The 18,161-nt window shown below is 72.0% G+C and carries 20 protein-coding genes; 8 read left to right on the top strand and 12 right to left on the bottom strand.

The features are described 5' to 3' along the window. Nucleotides 1-6: 6 nt before the first annotated feature. The 7 genes from ACFE7W_RS05775 to ACFE7W_RS05745 all read right to left on the bottom strand — a co-directional run bounded on the left by ACFE7W_RS05775 (nucleotide 7) and on the right by ACFE7W_RS05745 (nucleotide 5,894). Nucleotides 7-786: an EI24 domain-containing protein gene (locus ACFE7W_RS05775; RefSeq protein ID WP_375423839.1), complete on the bottom strand. Its 780-nt coding sequence runs from the start codon at nucleotides 784-786 to the stop codon at nucleotides 7-9. Nucleotides 787-793: 7 nt separating this feature from the next. Further along, a complete protein-coding gene (gene purE, locus ACFE7W_RS05770) occupies nucleotides 794-1,336 on the bottom strand; it encodes a 5-(carboxyamino)imidazole ribonucleotide mutase (RefSeq protein ID WP_375423838.1) in 543 nt (180 codons plus the stop codon). Continuing rightward, entirely contained in the window at nucleotides 1,329-2,498 is a 1,170-nt protein-coding gene (locus tag ACFE7W_RS05765) for a 5-(carboxyamino)imidazole ribonucleotide synthase (RefSeq protein WP_375423837.1), read from the bottom strand. Before ACFE7W_RS05765 ends, purE begins: the two co-directional genes overlap by 8 nt. A gap of 44 nt (nucleotides 2,499-2,542) precedes the next feature. Next, nucleotides 2,543-3,001, bottom strand: coding sequence for a GtrA family protein (locus ACFE7W_RS05760; protein ID WP_375423836.1), 459 nt, complete (start codon nucleotides 2,999-3,001; stop codon nucleotides 2,543-2,545). Beyond that, nucleotides 2,994-3,554 (bottom strand): PH domain-containing protein, encoded by a 561-nt coding sequence (locus tag ACFE7W_RS05755; protein WP_375423835.1) that lies wholly within the window; start codon nucleotides 3,552-3,554, stop codon nucleotides 2,994-2,996. The genes ACFE7W_RS05760 and ACFE7W_RS05755 overlap by 8 nt, the downstream gene beginning before the upstream one ends. Nucleotides 3,555-3,645: 91 nt before the next feature. After that, a complete protein-coding gene (locus ACFE7W_RS05750; RefSeq protein WP_375423834.1) occupies nucleotides 3,646-4,923 on the bottom strand; it encodes a phosphatidylserine/phosphatidylglycerophosphate/cardiolipin synthase family protein in 1,278 nt (425 codons plus the stop codon). Nucleotides 4,924-5,072: 149 nt separating this feature from the next. Beyond that, a complete protein-coding gene (locus ACFE7W_RS05745) occupies nucleotides 5,073-5,894 on the bottom strand; it encodes a biotin--[acetyl-CoA-carboxylase] ligase (protein ID WP_375423833.1) in 822 nt (273 codons plus the stop codon). Nucleotides 5,895-5,924: 30 nt separating this feature from the next. On the opposite strand from ACFE7W_RS05745, the gene ACFE7W_RS05740 reads away from it, so the two are divergent. Together ACFE7W_RS05740 and ACFE7W_RS05735 are read left to right on the top strand one after the other, a co-directional pair. Beyond that, nucleotides 5,925-7,499 (top strand): acyl-CoA carboxylase subunit beta, encoded by a 1,575-nt coding sequence (locus ACFE7W_RS05740; RefSeq protein ID WP_375423832.1) that lies wholly within the window; start codon nucleotides 5,925-5,927, stop codon nucleotides 7,497-7,499. After that, on the top strand, nucleotides 7,496-7,702 hold the full coding sequence (locus tag ACFE7W_RS05735) for an acyl-CoA carboxylase subunit epsilon (protein ID WP_375423831.1): 207 nt from the start codon (nucleotides 7,496-7,498) through the stop codon (nucleotides 7,700-7,702). The genes ACFE7W_RS05740 and ACFE7W_RS05735 overlap by 4 nt, the downstream gene beginning before the upstream one ends. 22 nt (nucleotides 7,703-7,724) lie before the next feature. On the opposite strand, the gene ACFE7W_RS05730 is transcribed toward ACFE7W_RS05735, so the two are convergent. Continuing rightward, on the bottom strand, nucleotides 7,725-8,693 hold the full coding sequence (locus ACFE7W_RS05730; protein WP_375423830.1) for an aldo/keto reductase: 969 nt from the start codon (nucleotides 8,691-8,693) through the stop codon (nucleotides 7,725-7,727). 44 nt (nucleotides 8,694-8,737) lie between these two features. Between ACFE7W_RS05730 and ACFE7W_RS05725 the strand changes: the two genes are divergently transcribed. The 4 genes from ACFE7W_RS05725 to ACFE7W_RS05710 are packed head-to-tail and all read left to right on the top strand — an operon-like array spanning nucleotide 8,738 to nucleotide 11,614. After that, nucleotides 8,738-9,373 (top strand): Maf family protein, encoded by a 636-nt coding sequence (locus ACFE7W_RS05725; protein ID WP_375423829.1) that lies wholly within the window; start codon nucleotides 8,738-8,740, stop codon nucleotides 9,371-9,373. 27 nt (nucleotides 9,374-9,400) lie between these two features. Then, complete coding sequence (locus ACFE7W_RS05720) at nucleotides 9,401-10,189, top strand: aminoglycoside phosphotransferase family protein (protein WP_375423828.1); 789 nt, start codon at nucleotides 9,401-9,403, stop codon at nucleotides 10,187-10,189. Between the two features lie 46 nt (nucleotides 10,190-10,235). After that, entirely contained in the window at nucleotides 10,236-10,619 is a 384-nt protein-coding gene (locus ACFE7W_RS05715; protein WP_375423827.1) for a PadR family transcriptional regulator, read from the top strand. After that, nucleotides 10,616-11,614: a hypothetical protein gene (locus tag ACFE7W_RS05710; RefSeq protein WP_375423826.1), complete on the top strand. Its 999-nt coding sequence runs from the start codon at nucleotides 10,616-10,618 to the stop codon at nucleotides 11,612-11,614. The genes ACFE7W_RS05715 and ACFE7W_RS05710 overlap by 4 nt, the downstream gene beginning before the upstream one ends. A 38-nt stretch (nucleotides 11,615-11,652) precedes the next feature. On the opposite strand, the gene ACFE7W_RS05705 is transcribed toward ACFE7W_RS05710, so the two are convergent. The 3 genes from ACFE7W_RS05705 to ACFE7W_RS05695 all read right to left on the bottom strand — a co-directional run bounded on the left by ACFE7W_RS05705 (nucleotide 11,653) and on the right by ACFE7W_RS05695 (nucleotide 14,124). Beyond that, nucleotides 11,653-12,336 carry a pyridoxamine 5'-phosphate oxidase family protein gene (locus tag ACFE7W_RS05705; protein ID WP_375423825.1) on the bottom strand — a complete coding sequence of 228 codons (684 nt, stop codon included), beginning with the start codon at nucleotides 12,334-12,336 and terminating at the stop codon, nucleotides 11,653-11,655. Between the two features lie 127 nt (nucleotides 12,337-12,463). Further along, a complete protein-coding gene (locus tag ACFE7W_RS05700; RefSeq protein ID WP_375423824.1) occupies nucleotides 12,464-13,690 on the bottom strand; it encodes a saccharopine dehydrogenase family protein in 1,227 nt (408 codons plus the stop codon). Next, nucleotides 13,690-14,124 (bottom strand): ChaB family protein, encoded by a 435-nt coding sequence (locus ACFE7W_RS05695; protein WP_375423823.1) that lies wholly within the window; start codon nucleotides 14,122-14,124, stop codon nucleotides 13,690-13,692. The genes ACFE7W_RS05700 and ACFE7W_RS05695 overlap by 1 nt, the downstream gene beginning before the upstream one ends. A gap of 120 nt (nucleotides 14,125-14,244) precedes the next feature. Here ACFE7W_RS05695 and ACFE7W_RS05690 point away from each other — a divergent pair, with 120 nt between their 5' ends. Both ACFE7W_RS05690 and ACFE7W_RS05685 read left to right on the top strand, forming a co-directional pair. Beyond that, on the top strand, nucleotides 14,245-15,114 hold the full coding sequence (locus tag ACFE7W_RS05690; RefSeq protein WP_375423822.1) for an SRPBCC family protein: 870 nt from the start codon (nucleotides 14,245-14,247) through the stop codon (nucleotides 15,112-15,114). Between the two features lie 91 nt (nucleotides 15,115-15,205). Continuing rightward, entirely contained in the window at nucleotides 15,206-16,291 is a 1,086-nt protein-coding gene (locus tag ACFE7W_RS05685) for an LLM class flavin-dependent oxidoreductase (protein WP_375423821.1), read from the top strand. A gap of 77 nt (nucleotides 16,292-16,368) precedes the next feature. Here the strand turns inward: ACFE7W_RS05685 and ACFE7W_RS05680 are convergent, their stop codons facing one another. After that, the gene (locus ACFE7W_RS05680; RefSeq protein ID WP_375423820.1) at nucleotides 16,369-18,063 is read right to left on the bottom strand and encodes an ABC1 kinase family protein; all 1,695 of its coding nucleotides are present in this window, start codon (nucleotides 18,061-18,063) and stop codon (nucleotides 16,369-16,371) included. Nucleotides 18,064-18,161 lie beyond the last annotated feature (98 nt).

Genomic DNA, 18,161 nt, shown 5'->3' with positions numbered 1-18,161 from the left:
GCGTCGTCAGGGACGTCCAGCCGGGACGGCCGTCGACTCGTCGCGGAGCTGACGGGCCAGCAGGGTGCCGGCGGCGGTGGCGACCGGGAAGACGACCACCCCGAGGAAGGGCACCGAGAGCAGCAGGAACGTCGGCACGCAGAGCCCCAGCACGCGGAGCCGGCGTTGGCGCATCAGCTCGCGGCGGCCGCGCAGGGTGCGCACGCCGCGGCGTTCCAGGGCCGAGCCGACCAGCTCGATGCCCAGCAGCCAGCCGCCGACCAGGGCCGAGACCACCGGCACCACCGTCTGCCCGACGACCGGCAGGAAGCCGGCGGCGAAGAGCAGCACCGCGGCCAGCGCCGAGACCGCGATCAGGGCCAGCGACTGCCGGACCGCCCGGCCGACCGAGCGCAGCAGCCGTTCCGGCGCCTCGGGCGGCGGGTCGGGCAGCTCGGCGTCCACGAACTCCGAGATCAGGTCGTAGAGCGGAGCGCCGACGGTCAGCGTCACGGTGGTGAAGCCGATCACCATCAGCAGCACGGCCGCCGCGACCAGGGCCACGGCCACCAGGACGTCGACCAGCGCGCGGAGCGAGGGTGACCAGCCCGCGGCGAACCCGGTCAGACCGGGCACCCAGGTGTCCACGTGGGTCGCCAGCACGACCAGCACGAGCGTGAACAGGATCGAGGTGACCAACGGCGGCAACGCCCCGAGCGCGAACAGCCGCGGCCGCCGGGCGATCAGGCCGAGGCCACGTCCGAGCAGGCCGACCCCGGCCGCGAGCTCGGCGGGCGCTCTCGCCACCGGCACCTCAGCCCGCGGTCGCGGCGTCGCGCACGACCTGGCCCTTCGCCTCGGCGGCGGCGCGAAGCCGGTCCTGGAACTCGACCATGGCCTGGGCCAGGGCGGGGTCGGCCGCGGCGAGGATGCGGACGGCGAGCAGCCCGGCGTTCCGGGCCCCGCCGACGGAGACGCATCCCACCGGGACGCCGGCCGGCATCTGCACGATGGACAGCAGCGAGTCCAGCCCGTCCAGGTGCTTGAGCGGCACCGGCACACCCACCACGGGCAGCGGGGTGACCGCGGCCAGCATCCCGGGCAGGTGCGCCGCCCCGCCGGCTCCCGCGACGATCACCCGCAGCCCCCGCTGGTGGGCCGACCGCCCGTACGCCAGCATCGCGTCGGGCATCCGGTGGGCCGAGACGACGTCGGCCTCGTACGGCACCCCGAACTCGACGCACGCCTCGGCGGCCGCCCGCATCACGGGCCAGTCGGAGTCCGACCCCATCACGATCCCGACCAGCGCGCTCCCTGCGCCTGTCCCGCTCCCTGAGCCTGTCGAAGGGTCAGGCATCGGCATCTCCCATCAGGTAGGCGGCGGCGTGCCGGGCACGCTTCAGGGTCGTGGCCAGGTCGTCCCCGTACGCGGTGACGTGGCCGACCTTGCGGCCGGGCCGGACGGACTTGCCGTAGAGCTGCACCCGTAGCCGGCGGTCGCGGGCGTAGCAGTGCAGCAGGGCCGAGGGCAGGTCCTCGACCGTGCCGCCGAGGACGTTGGCCATCACCGTCCACGGCGCGCGGGCGGCCGGGTCCCCGAGCGGCAGGTCGAGGACCGCCCGCAGGTGGTTGTCGAACTGGGAGGTGTGGGCGCCGCCCAGGGTCCAGTGCCCGGTGTTGTGCGGACGCATGGCCAGCTCGTTGACCACGACCGACCCGTCGCGGCGCTGCATCAGCTCGACCGCCAGCAGGCCGACCACCTCCAGCTCGTGGGCGATGGTCAGGGCCAACAGCTCGGCGGCGACCGCCTGCTCGGGGTCCAGACCCGGCGCGGGGGTGACGGTCTCGACGCAGACGCCGTCGCGCTGCACCGACTCCGAGACCGGGTAGGCCACGGCCTGCCCCGAGGGCGAGCGGGCCACGATGGCGCTCAGCTCGCGCTGGAAGTCCACGAACTCCTCCGCCACGATCTGCACTCCCGGAGCCAGGTCGGTGAACGGCTCGGCTGCGTCGGCGGCCGAGGCCACCTTCCAGACGCCGTGCCCGTCGTAGCCGCCGCGGGAGGTCTTGGCGATCACCGGCCAGCCCTGCTCGTCGCCGAAGGCCACCAGCGCGGCCACGTCGGCCACGACCCGGTAGGCCGGGCAGGCGACGCCCTTGGCGTTCAGCCGCTCGCGCATCACGGCCTTGTCCTGGGCGTGCCGCAGCGCGGCGGAGCCGGGCCGGACGACGACGCCGGCGGCTTCCAGCTCCCTGAGCAGATCACCGGGGACGTGCTCGTGGTCGAAGGTGACCACGTCGCAGTCGGCGGCGAAGGCGCGCACGGTGGCCGGATCGGTGTAGTCCCCCACCGTCACCTCGTGCACGACCCCGGCGGCCGAGACGTCGGGGCCCTCAGCCAACAGGTGCACCTCGACGCCGAGACCGATGGAGACCTCGTACAGCATCCGCGCCAGCTGGCCGCCACCGATGATGCCGACGACGAAGGGCCGCGGGGGCGAGGCTGCGGAGGACGTCACGGTGGGGAAGCCTAACCAACGCCTCCGACGTGGGCGCCCCGCGTTCAGCGGAGCCGAAAGATGACGCCACGCTGGACGACGAAGTTGACCGTGGTGGCGGCCCCCTGGGCGATCACGAAGGCGACGACCTGGACGGCGAGCCGGCTCAGCCCGGCGCCGGTCAGCCGGTCGAACAGCACGCTGAACAGTCCGACCTGCAGGCCGAACGTGAGTGCGTAGAGCACCACCACCGCGACGAAGCGGCGCCGCGACGGCTCGGCCCGGAAGGTCCAGCGACGGTTGATCAGGTACGCGGTCGTGGTGCCGGCCACGAAGGAGACCGCCTTGGCCGGAGTGTGGGTCAAGCCGGCGGCCATCAGCAGCACCAGCAGGCCGAAGTCGACCAGGGCCGACAGACCCCCGGTCAGCACGAACCGGACCAGCTGGGTGCGCAGGTCCAGCGCCGCGGGGCCGGTTGGCAGCGGCAGCTCCACCGGGGTCGGGAGCAGGGCGTCGTCAGCCACGGCCGTCCTGCCGCCAGCCCTCGTAGGGCCGTGGATCCTCGGGCCAGGAGCGCTCGGGCCAGGACGCCTCGGGAACCCCCAGCAGCAGCTCGGTCATCGTGTGGTGCACCAGCTCGACCTCCGGGACGTCGACCAGCACGATGCTGCCGCCCTCGGCCGCGGTCTGGACGACCAACGTGCCGCAGCCGAGCATCCGGTCGGTCAGGCCGCGCTCGGAGGAGACGTCGTTGACACGGCTGAGCGGCAGGCCGTGGCTGCGCTTGTTGAGAATGCCGGAGCGGGTCACCAGGCGCCGCGTGGTGAGGGTGTAGGTCGTCGTCCGCCAGCGCAGGAACGGGACGAGGCACCACCAGATGGCCAGCAGGACCCCGACCGCCACGATGGCCAGCTGCCCCACGGGGCGGGCGCTGCTGGGGATCAGTGCCGCTCCGGCCCCCACGCCGGCTCCGACGAGCACGAAGGCCGCCCCCGGCAGCACGAGCGCCTTCGCGTGCGTCCGGGTGTGCAGCACCACCTGCTCGTCGGCTCCGAGGAGCTTGGCTGGCAGACCCATCCCTTCAGCGTGGCACACGCGGCCACAGCACGGCCGGGGCCGAGCCGAGCGGCCGCAGCCTCATCGAACCGGCCGGGCCCGCTGGTCGGCCCTAGTCGCTGTCGGTCTCGGAGTTCAGCTCGGCCTCGAGCTTGGCGTCCGCCGCCCGGTTGAGGTAGGGCATGGTGCGGTCACGGTGGGTCCACTTGTCGCGGATGTAGGTGAAGTTGACGGCGTAGGCGTTGTAGACCGAGACGCTCTTGACCCGCATGATCAGCTCGTTGTTGGTCGCCGTGGCGAGCCCGGTGAAGTTGGCCGAACCGGTGTAGACCACCTTGGACTTCTTGTTCCCCGCCCACACGCCGTTGATCAGGATCGCCTTGTGGTGCATGTACTTGTCGTGCTTGCCGTTGCCGTTGGTGTCGATGCCGGCGTTGTAGACCTTGACCTTGCCGTGCTTGGTGGACTGCAGCAGCGCCCGTCGGATCGAGGTGCCGGTCTTGAAGTTGTTGAGGATCACCTGCACGTTGCAGCCCTGGCCCTGCAGCTTCACCAGCTGCTTGGCGATGTCGAGCCGCTTCACACTCCACCCCCACTGCTCCACCCGGACCACGGTGCGACCGTCCTTGTCGCCGTAGCCCTTGGCGGCACCCTTGCACGAGACGGCCCGGAGTGCGGCGAGCGGGACGACCTTGCTCGAGCCGGCGGTGGCGACCTGCGGGTAGAACCAGAGGGTGGTGTTCCCGCTCTTGACCGAGCGGAAGTAGTTCGGCTGGTCCTTGTCCCTGATCATCTGCTGGAAGTAGGTGTTGAGGGCGTTGTAGATGACCATGTCGCCGACGATGGTGTGCTGGTTGTTCCAGCTGATGCCGGAGTTGCCGTGGTACAGGTTCGCCGAGCTGATCATCGCGACGTTCTTGGTGACGCCGCTCTGGGAGAACAGGTAGAACTTCGCGTGCATGACGCCGGGCTGGCTCGACATGCAGCCGTGCGAGCACCGGGTGACGTAGCTCAGCTTCTTCTTGTTGGTGCCGAGCTCCTTGCGTACCCGGATGGTCTGCTTGGACATCGGGTTGTCGTCGATGAGGAGCTGGACGTGCACGCCGCGCCGGTAGGCCTTGATGAGCTTCGTGGCCGGGTCGCGCAGGTCGAAGAGGTAGTTGGCGATCCGGATCGTGGAGCCCTTGGGAGCGTGGTCGATCGCCTTCTCGACCTGGGTGACGATCCGCAGCCGGGCCGCCTTGTTCCCCGTCGGGTTGTTGAAGGTCAACCCGGGCTTGATCGAGAAGGTCGGGGTCGTGGCCTGCGGCACCACCTTGGCCGCCACCGCCGTCGGAGCCAGCGGGAGCGGGACGGCCAGCGCCACCACCGCACTGAGCAGGAGGGGCATCAGGCGGGGGAGTCGGCGCACGGCGGTTCGTCCTTCGGTTCACGGTCAGCGAGGTCACCGGGGGTGAACAGCCTGAGCAAGCACCCCCCGGTGCTGGGAGGTTACCCCGGTATCTGGGAAACGCTCACTCTCCTCAAAGGATCGTGGTGCTAACCGTTACGGAGGTGGACGACGTCACCGGCGCTGAAGGCCTGCAGACCGGCCGGCGTCCGCACCAGCAGCCGACCGCTGTCGTCGATCGCGTCGGCGTGGCCCTCCACCTCGACGCCCCCCGCCAGCAGCACCCGGACCCGCCGGCCGACGGTGGCACAGCGACGCAGGTAGGACGCGGCGAACAGCGAGTCGTCCTCCAGGTCCTCCCAACGGTCGACCAGCAGCTCCAGCGCCGCCAGCATGGTGGCGATCAGGGCGTTGCGGGAGGGCGGGCGGTGACCGGGTCCGCGTTCGGCGGCGAGCAAGGCGAGCGAGGTGGCCGTGGGTACCGGCAGCTCCTCGGCGCTCAGCCAGACGTTCAGGCCCATCCCGACCACGCAGGCCGGACCGGACGGCGTCTCGACCCGCTCGGCGAGGATCCCGCAGAGCTTCCGTTCCCCCACCAGGACGTCGTTCGGCCACTTGAGCACGGCGGGGACGTCGGCGGCCCGGCGGACCCCCTCGACCACGGCCAGTCCGGCCAGCAGCGGCAGCCAGGTCCAGCGGGAGTGGTCGACGCCCGAGGGTCGCAGCAGGACTGACATCGCGACGCCGGAGCCGCGCGGAGCCACCCAGGTGCGACCCTGCCGTCCCCGTCCCGCGTCCTGGAAGTCGGTGAGGAGCACCGAGCCCGCCGGCGCGCCCCGCCGCGCTCTCTCGGCGAGGTCGGCGTTGGTGGAACCGGTCCGGTCGACCACCTCGACCGCCTGCCACAGCCCCCCGGGGCGGACGAGCTCGCGGCGCAGCACGTCCACGTCCAGGTGGTCACCGCTCAGCACCCGGCGACCCTACTGGCTAAGGTCTCGGTCATGAACCCTCCCGACATCCACACGACCGCCGGGAAGCTCGCGGACCTCGATGAGCGGATCGAGCAGGCGGTCCACGCCGGCACCGCGGCGGCGGTGGAGAAGCAGCACGCCAAGGGCAAGCTGACCGCCCGCGAGCGCGTCGAGCTCCTGCTGGACAAGGATTCCTTCACCGAGCTGGACGAGTTCGCCCGGCACCGTTCGACGGCCTTCGGGATGGAGCGGCGGCGGCCCTACGGCGACGGCGTGGTGACCGGCTTCGGCACCATCGACGACCGTCCGGTGTGCGTGTTCAGCCAGGACGTCACGATCTTCGGCGGCAGCCTCGGCCAGGTGTACGGGGAGAAGATCGTCAAGATCATGGACTTCGCCCTGAAGACGGGCTGCCCGCTGATCGGGCTGAACGAGGGCGGCGGCGCCCGGATCCAGGAGGGCGTCGTCTCGCTGGGCCTGTACGGCGAGATCTTCCGCCGCAACACCCACGCCAGCGGGGTGATCCCGCAGATCTCGTTGATCATGGGCGCCGCAGCGGGTGGACACGTCTACTCTCCTGCCCTGACGGACTTCGTGGTGATGGTCGACCAGACCTCGCAGATGTTCATCACCGGCCCGGACGTGATCAAGACCGTCACTGGCGAGGACGTCACGATGGAGGAGCTGGGCGGCGGCCGCACCCACAACACCAAGTCGGGCAACGCCCACTACCTGGCCGCCGACGAGGCCGACGCGATCGAGTACGTGAAGTCCCTGATCAGCTTCCTGCCGCAGAACAACCTCGAGGAGCCGCCGGTCTTCGAGGCCGGGGCGACGCTGGAGGTCACCGACGATGATCATGCTCTGGACACGCTGATCCCGGACTCGCCCAACCAGCCCTACGACATGCACGAGGTGATCGGCCGCGTCCTGGACGACGGGGACTTCCTCGAGGTGCAGGCGTTGTTCGCGCCCAACATCGTGATCGGCTTCGGCCGGATCGACGGCCGCTCGGTCGGGGTGGTGGCCAACCAGCCGCTGCACTTCGCCGGCTGCCTGGACATCGACGCCTCCGAGAAGGCCGCGCGCTTCGTCCGCACCTGCGACGCCTTCAACGTCCCGGTGATCACCTTCGTGGACGTGCCCGGCTTCCTGCCCGGCACCGACCAGGAGTGGAACGGGATCATCCGTCGGGGGGCGAAGCTGATCTACGCCTACGCCGAGGCCACCGTGCCCCTGGTCACGGTGATCACCCGCAAGGCCTACGGCGGGGCGTACGACGTGATGGGGTCCAAGCACCTGGGCGCGGACTTCAACCTGGCCTGGCCGACGGCCCAGATCGCGGTAATGGGAGCCCAAGGTGCGGTGAACATCCTGTACCGCCGCGAGCTGGCCGACCATCCCGACGCCGACGCCCGGCGGGCCGAGCTGATCAGCGAGTACGACGACGAGCTCGCCAACCCCTACATCGCCGCCGAACGGGGCTACGTCGACGCGGTGATCTCACCCCACGAGACCCGGGTGGAGATCACCCGCGTCCTGCGGCTGCTGCGCACCAAGCGCGCCACCCTGCCGCCCAAGAAGCACGGGAACATCCCGCTGTGAGCGAGCCGACCCTCACCATCAACGGAGGGACGGCCAGCGACGAGGAGCTCGTCGCGCTGCTGGTCGCGCTGTCCACTCTCGCGGCTCCGGCCGAACCACTCGCCGCACCGCCGACGTCTCGCTGGGCCGACCGGGCCCGCGGGATCGGCGCGCCTCTCCGTCCGGGCCCCGGCGCCTGGGTTGCCTCGGGCCGCCCCCACTGACCCAGCTTCTCGGGGCTCGAGCTCAGAAGCCGGCGGAGGCGTGCGGGGCGTAGTCGGCCTCGAGCCGGGCGATCTCGTCCGGGGTGAGGATCCGGTCGACCGCCGCGACCGCGTCGCTGATGTGCTGCGGTTTGGTCGCGCCGACGATCGGGGCGGCGACGACCGGGTTGGCGGCGACCCAGGCCAGGGCCACCTGGGCCCGCGGGACGTCCCGCTCGGCGGCCAGGGCGGCCACCGCGTCGGCGATCAGCTTGTCGTCGTCGTGGTAGAGCCGCTTACCGAACTCGTCGGTCTCGCTCCGGGTGGTCGTCGCGTCCCAGTCCCGGGTCAGCTTGCCTCGGGCCAGCGGGCTCCACGGGATGACCCCGACGCTCTGGTCGGCGCAGAGCGGCAGCATCTCGCGCTCCTCCTCCCGGTTGAGCAGGTTGTAGTGGTTCTGCATCGACACGAAGGGGGTCAGCCCCGCCTGCCGGGCCAGGTACTGAGCCTTCGAGAACTGCCAGGCCCACATCGAGGAGGCGCCGAGGTAGCGCGCCTTGCCGGCCTTGACGACGTCGTGCAGCGCCTCCATCGTCTCCAGGATCGGCGTGGCCGGGTCCCAGCGGTGGATCTGGTAGAGGTCGACGTAGTCGGTGTCCAGCCGGCGCAGGCTGGCGTCGATCGCCGTCATGATCGCCTTGCGCGAGAGCCCACCGCCGTTCGGGCCCTCCGCCATCCGGCCGTGCACCTTGGTGGCGATCACCAGGTCGTCGCGGTCGGCGTACTCGGCCAGCGCGCGGCCGACGATCTCCTCGCTGCTGCCGGCGGAGTAGACGTTGGCGGTGTCGAAGAAGTTGATGCCGGCCTCGACGGCCTGCCTGATCAGCGGCCGGCTCTGGTCCTCCGGCAGCGTCCAGCTGTGGTTGCCGCGGTCCGGTTCGCCGAAGCTCATGCAACCGAGGCAGACGCGGGAGACCTGGAGACCGGTCGAGCCGAGGTTCACGTAGTCCATGGCGCCACGTTAGGTCGCGTCCGGCCACGGCTAGCGTGGCCCCCGTGTCCCCGCCTGTCGCGTCCGACGTCCGCCTGGTGCTGGCCTCGGCCTCACCGGCCCGGCTGGCCACGCTCCGCGCTGCGGGGCTCATTCCTGATGTCGTCGTCTCGGGCGTCGACGAGAGCGGCATCGAGGCGCCCACCGTGGCCGCGCTGACCGGGGAGCTGGCCCGGCTCAAGGCCGAGGCCGTGGCGGCGACGCTGGAGCGCCCGGCCACCACGACGCTGGTCCTCGGCTGCGACTCCCTGCTGGAGCTGGACGGCGCGCCGCTGGGCAAGCCGGGGACGCCGGACCGGGCGGTCGAACGGTGGCGGGCGATGCGGGGCCGGTCCGGGGTGCTGCACACGGGGCACCACCTGCTGCGGCTGAGCGGGGCCGGGCCGCAGCAGGTGGCGGCAGCCGTGGCCTCGACCACCGTGCACTTCGCCGACCTGACCGACGACGAGATCGAGGCCTACGTGGCCACCGACGAACCCCTGCAGGTGGCGGGAGCCTTCACGGTGGACGGCCTCGGGGGCGCCTTCGTCACCGGGATCGAGGGCGACCACCACAACGTCGTCGGGGTGAGCCTGCCGCTGCTCCGCGGGCTGGTGGCGCAGCTCGGCATCGCCTGGCCGACCCTCTGGGCGCGCGGCTGAGGTTCGGGCTGCGCGAGGATGGTCGGCGTGCAGGAGCTGGGAGACGACGGCCGGGACGAGCAGGAGGTCCCCCTGAGCGGCGGGAACATGAGCGAGGTCGTCCGCCGCGGCCAGACCGTCCACCGCACCGCGGGTCCCTGGACCTCCACCATCCACCGGCTGCTGGACCATCTGGCCACCGCCGGCATCGGCTGGCTCCCCCGCCCCCTCGGCCTCGACGACCGGGGTCGCGAGGTGCTGACCTACCTGCCGGGCACGGTGCCGGCCTACCCGATGCCGCCGTGGGTGTGGTCGGCGGAGGTCCTGACCGAGGCGGCCGGCCGGCTGGCCCTGCTCCACCACGCGACCGCGCGCTTCGACCTGTCCGAGGCGGTCTGGCAGCTCCCGGCACGGTCTCCGGTCGAGGTGGTCTGCCTGAACGACGTCGCCCCCTACAACATGGTCTTCGACGACGACCACCGGCTGAGCGGCTTCATCGACGTCGACACCGCCTCCCCCGGCCCGCGGGTCTGGGACCTGGCCTACCTGGCCTACCGTCTGGTCCCGCTCACCCCGGCCGAGGACACGGGAGCCGGCGCGCCCACCCTGGCCGCGCGTCGGGAACGGCTGCGGCAGCTCTGCCTGGCCTACGGTGCGGCGGGCGACCGGGTCGAGCTCGTTCCCCGCGACGTGCTGACGGCCGTCGTCGACCGGCTGGTGGACCTGGCCGCCTTCACCGATCGCCGCGCCGCGGAGGGGGCCCGGACCAGGTCGCCGACCACGCCCAGGGCTACCGCGCCGACGCCGCCTGGGTCGGGGCGAATCTCGAAGTCCTGACGCCGCGTCCCTAGCCATACTCATGTGAACTGAGTATAATGACGACATGACTACGGAGGAGCTGCGGCAGCCGACGCTGCTGGTGCTGACGGCGTTGACGTCGGGGCCACGGCACGGCTACGCGTTGATCGAGGCGGTCGCCGAGCTGTCCGGCGGGCGGGTACGGCTGAAACCCGGCAGCCTGTACGGCGCGCTGGACCGGTTGGCGCGGGAGGGGCTGGTCCGCGAGTCGGCCACCGAGGTGGTGGCCGGACGGCACCGCCGCTACTACGAGCTGACCGACGTCGGCGCGCACACCCTGTCGGACGAGGTCGAGCGGCTCGAGCACCTGACCAGGGATGCGGCGGCGGGGCTGCGTCGACGGGCTGCGGACGGCGGTCGCGGCCAGTTCGGCGCAACCGGCTTCAGCACCGGAACGGAGCGGGCATGACGACCTCCACCGGGCTCGAGCGCCGCTGCCGTCGGCTGCTCCGCTGCTACCCCGCCGCCTGGCGTCGCCGGCACGAGGACGAGATGGTCGCGGTGCTGCTGGACCAGGCCGACGCCGCGGGCCGGTCGTCCCTCACCGCCTCCGTCGCGCTCGACCTGGTCGGTCACGGCGCGGAGGAGCGGCTCGAGTCGATGCTCCGCTGGCTGCCCGACCGGCTGCGCACCCAGATTGCGGTCGTCACCCTCACCGTGGCGGCCGGACTCGCGCTGACCCTGCTGGTCGGTGAGGTGCTCGGGGCGCGTCACCGGGTGCCGACCGCGGAGATCGACGTCCACGGCCACTACTTCAACTCCGGTCCGTTCCTGACCATCGGCGTCGGGCTCTACCTCGCGTTCATGTCCGCCGCCCTGCTCGTCGTGCTGGGACACGGGGGTCCGGCGCGGGTCCTGGTGCTGCTGGCGGTCGCCTCCACCGCCTGGATGCACTGGTCGCCCAGCGCCGATGGCTACCCCGTCCCCCGGCTGCTGGTCCTGGCGCTCTTCGCCGGTCTCGGGCTGCTGGCCGCGCTGGCGACGCTCCGGCCTGACCGCCGCAGGTCCCGTCGGATGGTCGGCTTCGGGGCGGGCTTCGTCACCGCGGTGGCCGCCGGCCTGTGGGCCACCAAGCCGTTCCTGGGCTGGAGCGTCGGCACCATGGCCACGTCGGGCAACGTCGCCTTCGCCGCCCTGGCCGTGACGCTGCCGTTCGTGGGCGGGGCGGCGATCCTGGTGGCCGCTCTGACCAGTCGTCGTCATCCGGGGTGGCCGGCGGCGATCGCCGTCGCCACCCTCCCGGTCGTGGTGTTCTGCACCGTCGCCAGCCAGATGGTCAACCCTCAGCACTCCGCCGACCGGGCGTTCTTCCCCCTCTACTACCTGGTGGCCGTCGCCTCGGTCGCTCTGGTCCACCACCGCGCGAAGCGCCGGCTGCCCGCCGGAGCGCCCCTGACCGAGTGAGCCCCGCGGGCTGACCGGCTCGGTCGGGCCACGACAGGTCAGGCGCCGGGTCGCCAGGTGGCGACGTGGTCGGGGACGGCCAGCCCAGGCGTCAGGTCCGCCGAGGGCTGAGGCGGACCGGGCTGAACCGTGAGCGGGACGACCCCGGCCCAGTACGGCGCGTCGAGGTCCTCCTCGTCGTCCTTCGGGTCGCCGCGACGCACCTTCGCCGAGACCTCGACCAGTGGCAGCCGCAGCACCGCGGTGGCGGCGAGCTCCTTGACCGAGGGTCCGCGGACGCCGGCCGAGCGGCCCGCGACCACGCCGTCGACCAGGGCGGTCAGGGCCGCAGACTTCTCGGCAGGGTCGCTGACCAGCTCGGCGCGGCCCTGCACGACGACCGAGCGGTAGTTGATCGAGTGGTGGAAGGCCGAGCGCGCCAGCACCACGCCGTCGACGAGCGTCACGGTCACGCAGACGGGCAGGCCGTCCCTGGCCGCCGTCCGCAGCGCCCGCGCACCGGTGGACCCGTGCAGGTACAGCACCTCGCCGACCCGGACGTGCAGCTGCGGCAGCACCACCGGGGCGTCGTCCACGACGAAGCCGACGTGGCAGAGCAGCCCCTCGTCGAGCACGGCGTGCACCAGCTCGCGGTCGTAGGTCATCCGCTCGCGGCTGCGCGTCGCGGTGGTGCGCGGCGTACTCGGATAGGAGTCGGGCGTGCTGGCGTCGGGCGTGGACACGGGTCGATCATCCTCGCCGACGTGGCCGCGAGGCCAATGACTATCGCCTACCGGGCGACTCGGCACCTCTTGGGGTAGCCCTGCGCCGCGAGTACCCGGCGGATGTCTACCCGATAGCGCTCGAAGCTCAGATACGGTCCGTCGAGACGGTGAACTCATGCGCCCGCAGCCGCGCGGCGAGGGCGTCCCCCATGGCCGTCATCGGGGTGAGCACGCCGCCGCGGGTGGGCAGGTCGTCCAAGGCGAGGCTGAGCCCGGACTCGCCCAGCATCACCGCCGTGCCGTAGTAGCCCGGGTCGAGGTCCGCGCCGACCACCGTCTGGTAGCGAGCTCCGCTGGAGGTCCCCGCCACCACCTCGACGCGGAACCGGCCACGCGCCAGCGCGGTCTCACTCGGCCCGGATCCGGGGTCGGGCAGCACGCGGTCCAGCAGCGCCCGCGCCGGCCCGAAGCCCATGGCGGCGACGAACGCCACGGTCCCGAGCGACAGCGCCGTTGCGCCCAGGACGCCGCGCGGCCCGGACCCGGTGTCGACGACCTCGCGATAGCGGAAGCCGATGCCGTAGCGCCGGCCGGCGAGTGCGTCGCTGCGCAGCACGATCTGACGGTTGAACACCCCCATCACGAACGGCGCCTGCCATCCGCCCGAGGAGTCCCGCTCCACCGGGCGGACCCGTCCCGGAGCCCGGGTCCGGGTGCCGGACGGGCGGTCGACCAGGGCGTCCGCCCGTCCCACCAGCGCCCGCGCCTGCGAATCTCCGCTGGTCTCCACCAGCTGCTGTCGCAGCGAGTCGATCGTGCCGCCGCTGATCCCGCCCCGTGCCGAACGGACGTGCAGCACCGTGTCGGTCAGCGTGCCCGCGCTGTCCGCCTCAGCCCGGATCGCGGTCAGCCCCACGCCGAGGTCGGACGGGACGGAGTCGAACCCGCACGCGTGCACGATCCGGGCCCCGCTCGCCACCGCCCGCTCGTGCAGGGCATCGACCGTCCGGCGGACGAAGAGCGTCTCCCCGGTCAGGTCGGCGTACGCGGTGCCGGCGTCCGCACACGCGCTCACCAGCGCCATCCCGTAGCGCAGGTACGGCCCGACGGTGGTGACCACCACCCGGGTGCTGGCGGCGAGGTCGGCGGCCGCAGCCTCGTCGGTCACGTCCACGACCAGCAACGGCCAGGACCCGGCCGTGCCGCCGAGCTCGGACTGCAGGGCGGTCAGTCGCTCCCGAGAACGACCGGCCAGGGCCACGCGCAGATCGCGAGGCGCGTAGCGGGCCAGGTGCTGGGCGGTCAGCCGGCCGACGAAGCCGGTCGCCCCGACCAGGACGAGGTCGAACCGGCGGCCGTGGGACGGCGCCATCAGCCCTGCGACTTCTGGCGCGCCCGGGCCGAGGCCCGGTCATTGGCCTTCTGCAGGGCGTTCACGAGCTCGTCCTTGGTCATCCGCGACCGGCCGCTGATCTCCAGCCGGGTGGCCAGCTCGTAGAGGTGCTTCTTGGAGGCGTTGGCGTCCACCCCGCCCGCCGTCTCACGGTTGGTGTCACGGTTCCCTGCCGCCTGGGCGTCAGAAGGTCCGTAGCTGTCCTTCGGCTCCCAGTGGTCGCCGACCTTCTCGTGGGTGTGCTTCAGGGCGGCGAAGGCAACCTGGTTCGCGGCGCGCTCGTCGCCGTCGTAGCTCCCCAGGGCGGAGTCGTGGGTCTTGGCGTAGGTGGCCTGGGCCTTCTCGTCGGAGCGCTGCAGCGTGCTCGGCAGCTCGTCGGCGATCACCTTGCCGGACTTCGTGGTCTTGGGCACGACTCTCCTCTCCTCGGCGGTCACCTCCATCCTGCCCCGGCCCGGGAGAGCGAGCCGCGTCAGGTCGACGTCCGCGGGTAAGGCACAGGCGAGATATCCACCAACGAAGGAAGGACACTCATGACGACCACCGTCGACACGTCCATCGAGGTCAACCTGCCGGTGAGCACGGTCTACAACCAGTGGACCCAGTTCGCGGACTTCCCCCAGTTCATGAACGGCGTCACCAGCATCACCCAGCTCGGCGACGACCGGATGCTCTGGGTGGCCGAGATCGCCGGCATCAAGCGCCAGTGGGAGGCCAAGGTCCTGGAGCAGGTCCCCGACCGCAAGGTCGCCTGGGCGGCCACCGAGGGCGCCACGAACGCCGGGTCGGTCACCTTCGAGGACCTCGGTGGCCGCACCCGGGTCAACCTGTTCCTGGAGTACGAGCCCGAGGGCCTGGTGGAGAAGGTCGGCGACAAGCTCAACGTCGTCGAGAACCAGGCCGAGGGCGACCTCGAGCGGTTCAAGGCCTTCATCGAGGCCGAGGGGTACCCCACGGGAGCCTGGCGCGGCACCGTCGCGGCCGACCAGCACGTCGGTACCCCGGGTGTCGAGCACGCGGACGCCTCCCGCGGCGACGATGGGCACGCCGGGGTCAGCGGGAAGGCCGTCGCCGCCGGCGTCGGTGCCGCCGCAGCTGCCGCCGCCGGGATCGCCGCCGTCGCCGCCGCGGCCGCGGCCAGGAAGGACGACGAGACTGTGGCACTCGACATCCCCTCGATCGAGCCCTCCGTCGACGAGGAAGCGACCGGACTCGCCAGCAACCCCGTCAGCATGCCGCTGGAGGCCCAGCCGGTCGACACGGCATTCGACGCGACCGAGACGCCGGGCGCGGTGGTCGACCCGCTGGCGACGGAACCGGTCATCCCGGCCGAGGTCGGCTCGGTGACCGACGATGTCCGCGACGCCGACGACCGCTACCGCGGCGACGGCCTGCCCCGCTGACCCACGGGCCACCGCTCGCCGGTCACCGACGACGACCAGCAGCCGGTCGGTCGGGAGGAATAGCCCTCCCGACCGACCGGTTGTCCTGGACGTGACCACGCTGCAGAACCGACCGGACAGCCGCACGACCCCCGAGCGCCCGCTGCGGCTCTCCGTCCTGGACCTGATCCCGGTCCGGTCGGGCCAGACCACCGGCGAGGCGCTCCGGGCAACGGTCCGCCTGGCCCAGGCGGCCGAGGCGAGCGGCATGCACCGCTACTGGGTGGCCGAGCACCACAACATGGCGGCGGTCGCCTCCACCAACCCGCCCGTGCTGATCGCCCTGCTGGCCGGCGCGACGTCGCGGATCCGCGTCGGATCCGGGGGAGTCATGCTTCCCAACCACGCACCCCTGGTCATCGCCGAGCAGTTCGCGCTGCTCGAGGCCGCCTACCCCGACCGGATCGACCTCGGCATCGGCCGCGCGCCCGGCAGCGACCCGGTCACCAGCTACGCGCTCCGGCACAACGGGCCGGAGACCGCCGACGCCAACCGCTTCGACGAGGTGGTGGACAACGTCTTGGCCATGCTCGAGCCCGAGGGCGTCGGCCTCCAGGTCCAGGGCCGCACCTATCCCCTGCGCGCCACCCCGAAGGCCGCCGGCGTCCCCGAGGTCTGGCTGCTCGGCTCGTCGGACTACTCCGCCCGGCTCGCCGCCGCCAAGGGCCTGCCGTACGTCTTCGCCCACCACTTCGCCGGCGAGGGCACCCGCGACGTGCTCGACCTCTACCGCTCGGGCTTCCGCCCGTCGGACCAGCTGAGTGAGCCGAAGACCTTCCTGACCGTCAACGCCGTCGTGGCCGAGACCCAGCAGGAAGCCGAACGCCTCGTCCGGCCCCAGCTGCTGGCCATGGTCGCGCTGCGCACCGGCGGCGACCTGCAGGCCCAGCTGAGCGTCGAGGAGGCCGAGCGCACCGTCCTCGCCGAGGCGCACGCGGGCCTGGCCGCCCAGATGCGCAGCCGCTGGGTGGTCGGCACCCCAAAGTCCGCCCTGGCCGAGATCACCGAGCTCGCCGACCACTTCGGCGTCGACGAGGTGATGGTGAACCCCGTCGCCGGCTCGTCGGCGTCCGACCCCGCCGATCACTCCCCCGCCCGCGAGAGGACGCTCCAGCTGCTCGCCGGCGCCCTGGTCTGAGCCCGCCAGCCCGCCACATCGAGTAGTGATCTGCCGCGAGTACGCGGCACTTCACTACCCGATCCTCCGGCATTCGGTCAGCCGCGGCGACTACGGATCCGCGGAGCCTGCAGCGGCTGCTTGCGGCGCAGCGTCGACCAGCCCAGGAACACCGCGATGGTCCCCGCCGTGCCTACCCCGGCCCCGGCCAGGGGCAGCTGCCAGGCTCGCCGGCGGTCGGGGTCGGCGGCGGCCAGGTCGACCACCCCGCGGACGACGGCGGCGCCCACCACACCGAAGACCACGCGCTTGGAGATGACGTCCAGCCGGTCCACCAGCGGGTCCAGCTCCGCGGTGCGCAGGTGCACCTCAGGACCGCCCTCGTCCAGCATCACCTGCAGCCGGCGCAGCTGGATCGGCAGCTGGGTGGCGATCTCGAAGGCGTCGACGCCGGCGTCGGTCAGGTGCCGGCGGAGTGAGGCGAGGGAGTAGCGGTTGACCACCAGCCGCTGCGCGTACGGACCGAGCACCTCCTCCAGCTGGAAGTCGGGGTCAAGGGAGACCCCCATCCCCTCGGTCATGATCACCATCTTGAGCACCAGGGAGAACTCGCGCGGCAGCTGCAGGTGGCGGCGGCGCAGCACCGACAGCAGCTCGCGGATCATCTTCCCGACCGAGATCTCGGCCAGCGGCAGCCCGTCGTAGAGCGCGACCACCGGCACCAGGTCGGAGCTCAGCTCTTTCAGGTTCACCGGCTTGTTGCTGGTCGACAGCTTGGCCAGGGCGGCGGCGATCCGGTGCGGGTCCTTGCGGGCCAGCGCCACCAGCAGCAGGCCGAGCCGTTCCCGCAGCTCGGCGTCGACCACCCCGACCATGCCGAAGTCGATCAGGCCGATCCGGCCGTCCGGCTCGATGAACATGTTGCCCGGGTGCGGGTCGGCGTGGAAGAACCCGTCGTCGAAGATCATCTGCGCGACCACCTGGGTGGCGTGCGCCGCCAGTGCTGGTCGGTCGATGCCCGCCGCGTCCAGGGCCTCGAGGTCGTTGACCTTGTAGCCGCTCAGCCGCTCGATGGTCAGCACCCGCGAGGTCGTCGTCTCCCAGAAGACCCGCGGGATCCGGACGCCCGAGTCGTCGGCGAAGTTCTCGGCGAACCGCTCGGCGTTGCGACCCTCGGCCAGGTAGTCCAGCTCGTTGCGCAGCGTGCGGGCGAACTCCTCGGCCAGCCCCGGCAGGTCGTAGTCGGCGGCCTCGAGCCACCGCCGGTCGGCCTGCTGGGCCAGGTTCTTGAGGATCTCGAGGTCCACCTCGATCTGCTCGAGCGCGCCGGGTCGGCGGACCTTCACCACCACATCGGTGCCGTCCAGCAGGGTCGCGGCGTGCGCCTGGCCGATCGAGGCGCTGGCCAGCGGGGTCAGGTCGAAGGCCTCGAACAACGCCTCCAGCGTGCCGCCGAGCTCGCTCTCCAGCACCTCGCGGATGACGCGTTCGGGCACCGGCGACAGCGAGTCCTGCAGCAGGGCCAGCTCGCTGATGTAGGCCGGCGGCAGCAGCTCGGGCCGGGTGGAGAGCAGCTGACCCAGCTTGACGAAGGTCGGCCCCAGCTCCTCCAGCGCCAAGCGGACGTGCTGGGCGGTCGAGTAGCTCTCCGAGCGGTGGGTGTAGCGGGCCAGCTGGCGGTGGAACGGGATGTAGCGCTCGATCCCGGACGCGCCGAGCAGGACACCGAGCCCGTGGCGCGCCAAGGTCTCACCGATCACCCGGTAACGGTCCAGGTGCTGGATGACGGCCATGGGCCCCATCCTCTCAGCCGCATCCGAACACTTCGGTCGGCGCGGGGCTTGCGGGCGCGCTGCGCGGAACTGCTGCGCGCTGCGCCGTGATCGCCCAC

It is taken from the genome of uncultured Friedmanniella sp. (assembly GCF_964244285.1).
Lineage (GTDB): Bacteria > Actinomycetota > Actinomycetes > Propionibacteriales > Propionibacteriaceae > Microlunatus.
Note: the sequence above shows the minus strand (reverse complement) of the source record. Positions and strands in the feature narration are given on the sequence as shown.

Bases quoted from the DNA above. Each gene is read 5' to 3' on its own strand.
- purE (WP_375423838.1), bottom strand. From the start codon at position 1,336: ATGCCTGACCCTTCGACAGGCTCAGGGAGCGGGACAGGCGCAGGGAGC.
- ACFE7W_RS05755 (WP_375423835.1), bottom strand. From the start codon at position 3,554: ATGGGTCTGCCAGCCAAGCTCCTCGGAGCCGACGAGCAGGTGGTGCTG.
- ACFE7W_RS05750 (WP_375423834.1), bottom strand. From the start codon at position 4,923: ATGCCCCTCCTGCTCAGTGCGGTGGTGGCGCTGGCCGTCCCGCTCCCG.
- ACFE7W_RS05740 (WP_375423832.1), top strand. From the start codon at position 5,925: ATGAACCCTCCCGACATCCACACGACCGCCGGGAAGCTCGCGGACCTC.
- ACFE7W_RS05730 (WP_375423830.1), bottom strand. From the start codon at position 8,693: ATGGACTACGTGAACCTCGGCTCGACCGGTCTCCAGGTCTCCCGCGTC.
- ACFE7W_RS05715 (WP_375423827.1), top strand. From the start codon at position 10,236: ATGACTACGGAGGAGCTGCGGCAGCCGACGCTGCTGGTGCTGACGGCG.
- ACFE7W_RS05710 (WP_375423826.1), top strand. From the start codon at position 10,616: ATGACGACCTCCACCGGGCTCGAGCGCCGCTGCCGTCGGCTGCTCCGC.
- ACFE7W_RS05700 (WP_375423824.1), bottom strand. From the start codon at position 13,690: ATGGCGCCGTCCCACGGCCGCCGGTTCGACCTCGTCCTGGTCGGGGCG.
- ACFE7W_RS05690 (WP_375423822.1), top strand. From the start codon at position 14,245: ATGACGACCACCGTCGACACGTCCATCGAGGTCAACCTGCCGGTGAGC.
- ACFE7W_RS05680 (WP_375423820.1), bottom strand. From the start codon at position 18,063: ATGGCCGTCATCCAGCACCTGGACCGTTACCGGGTGATCGGTGAGACC.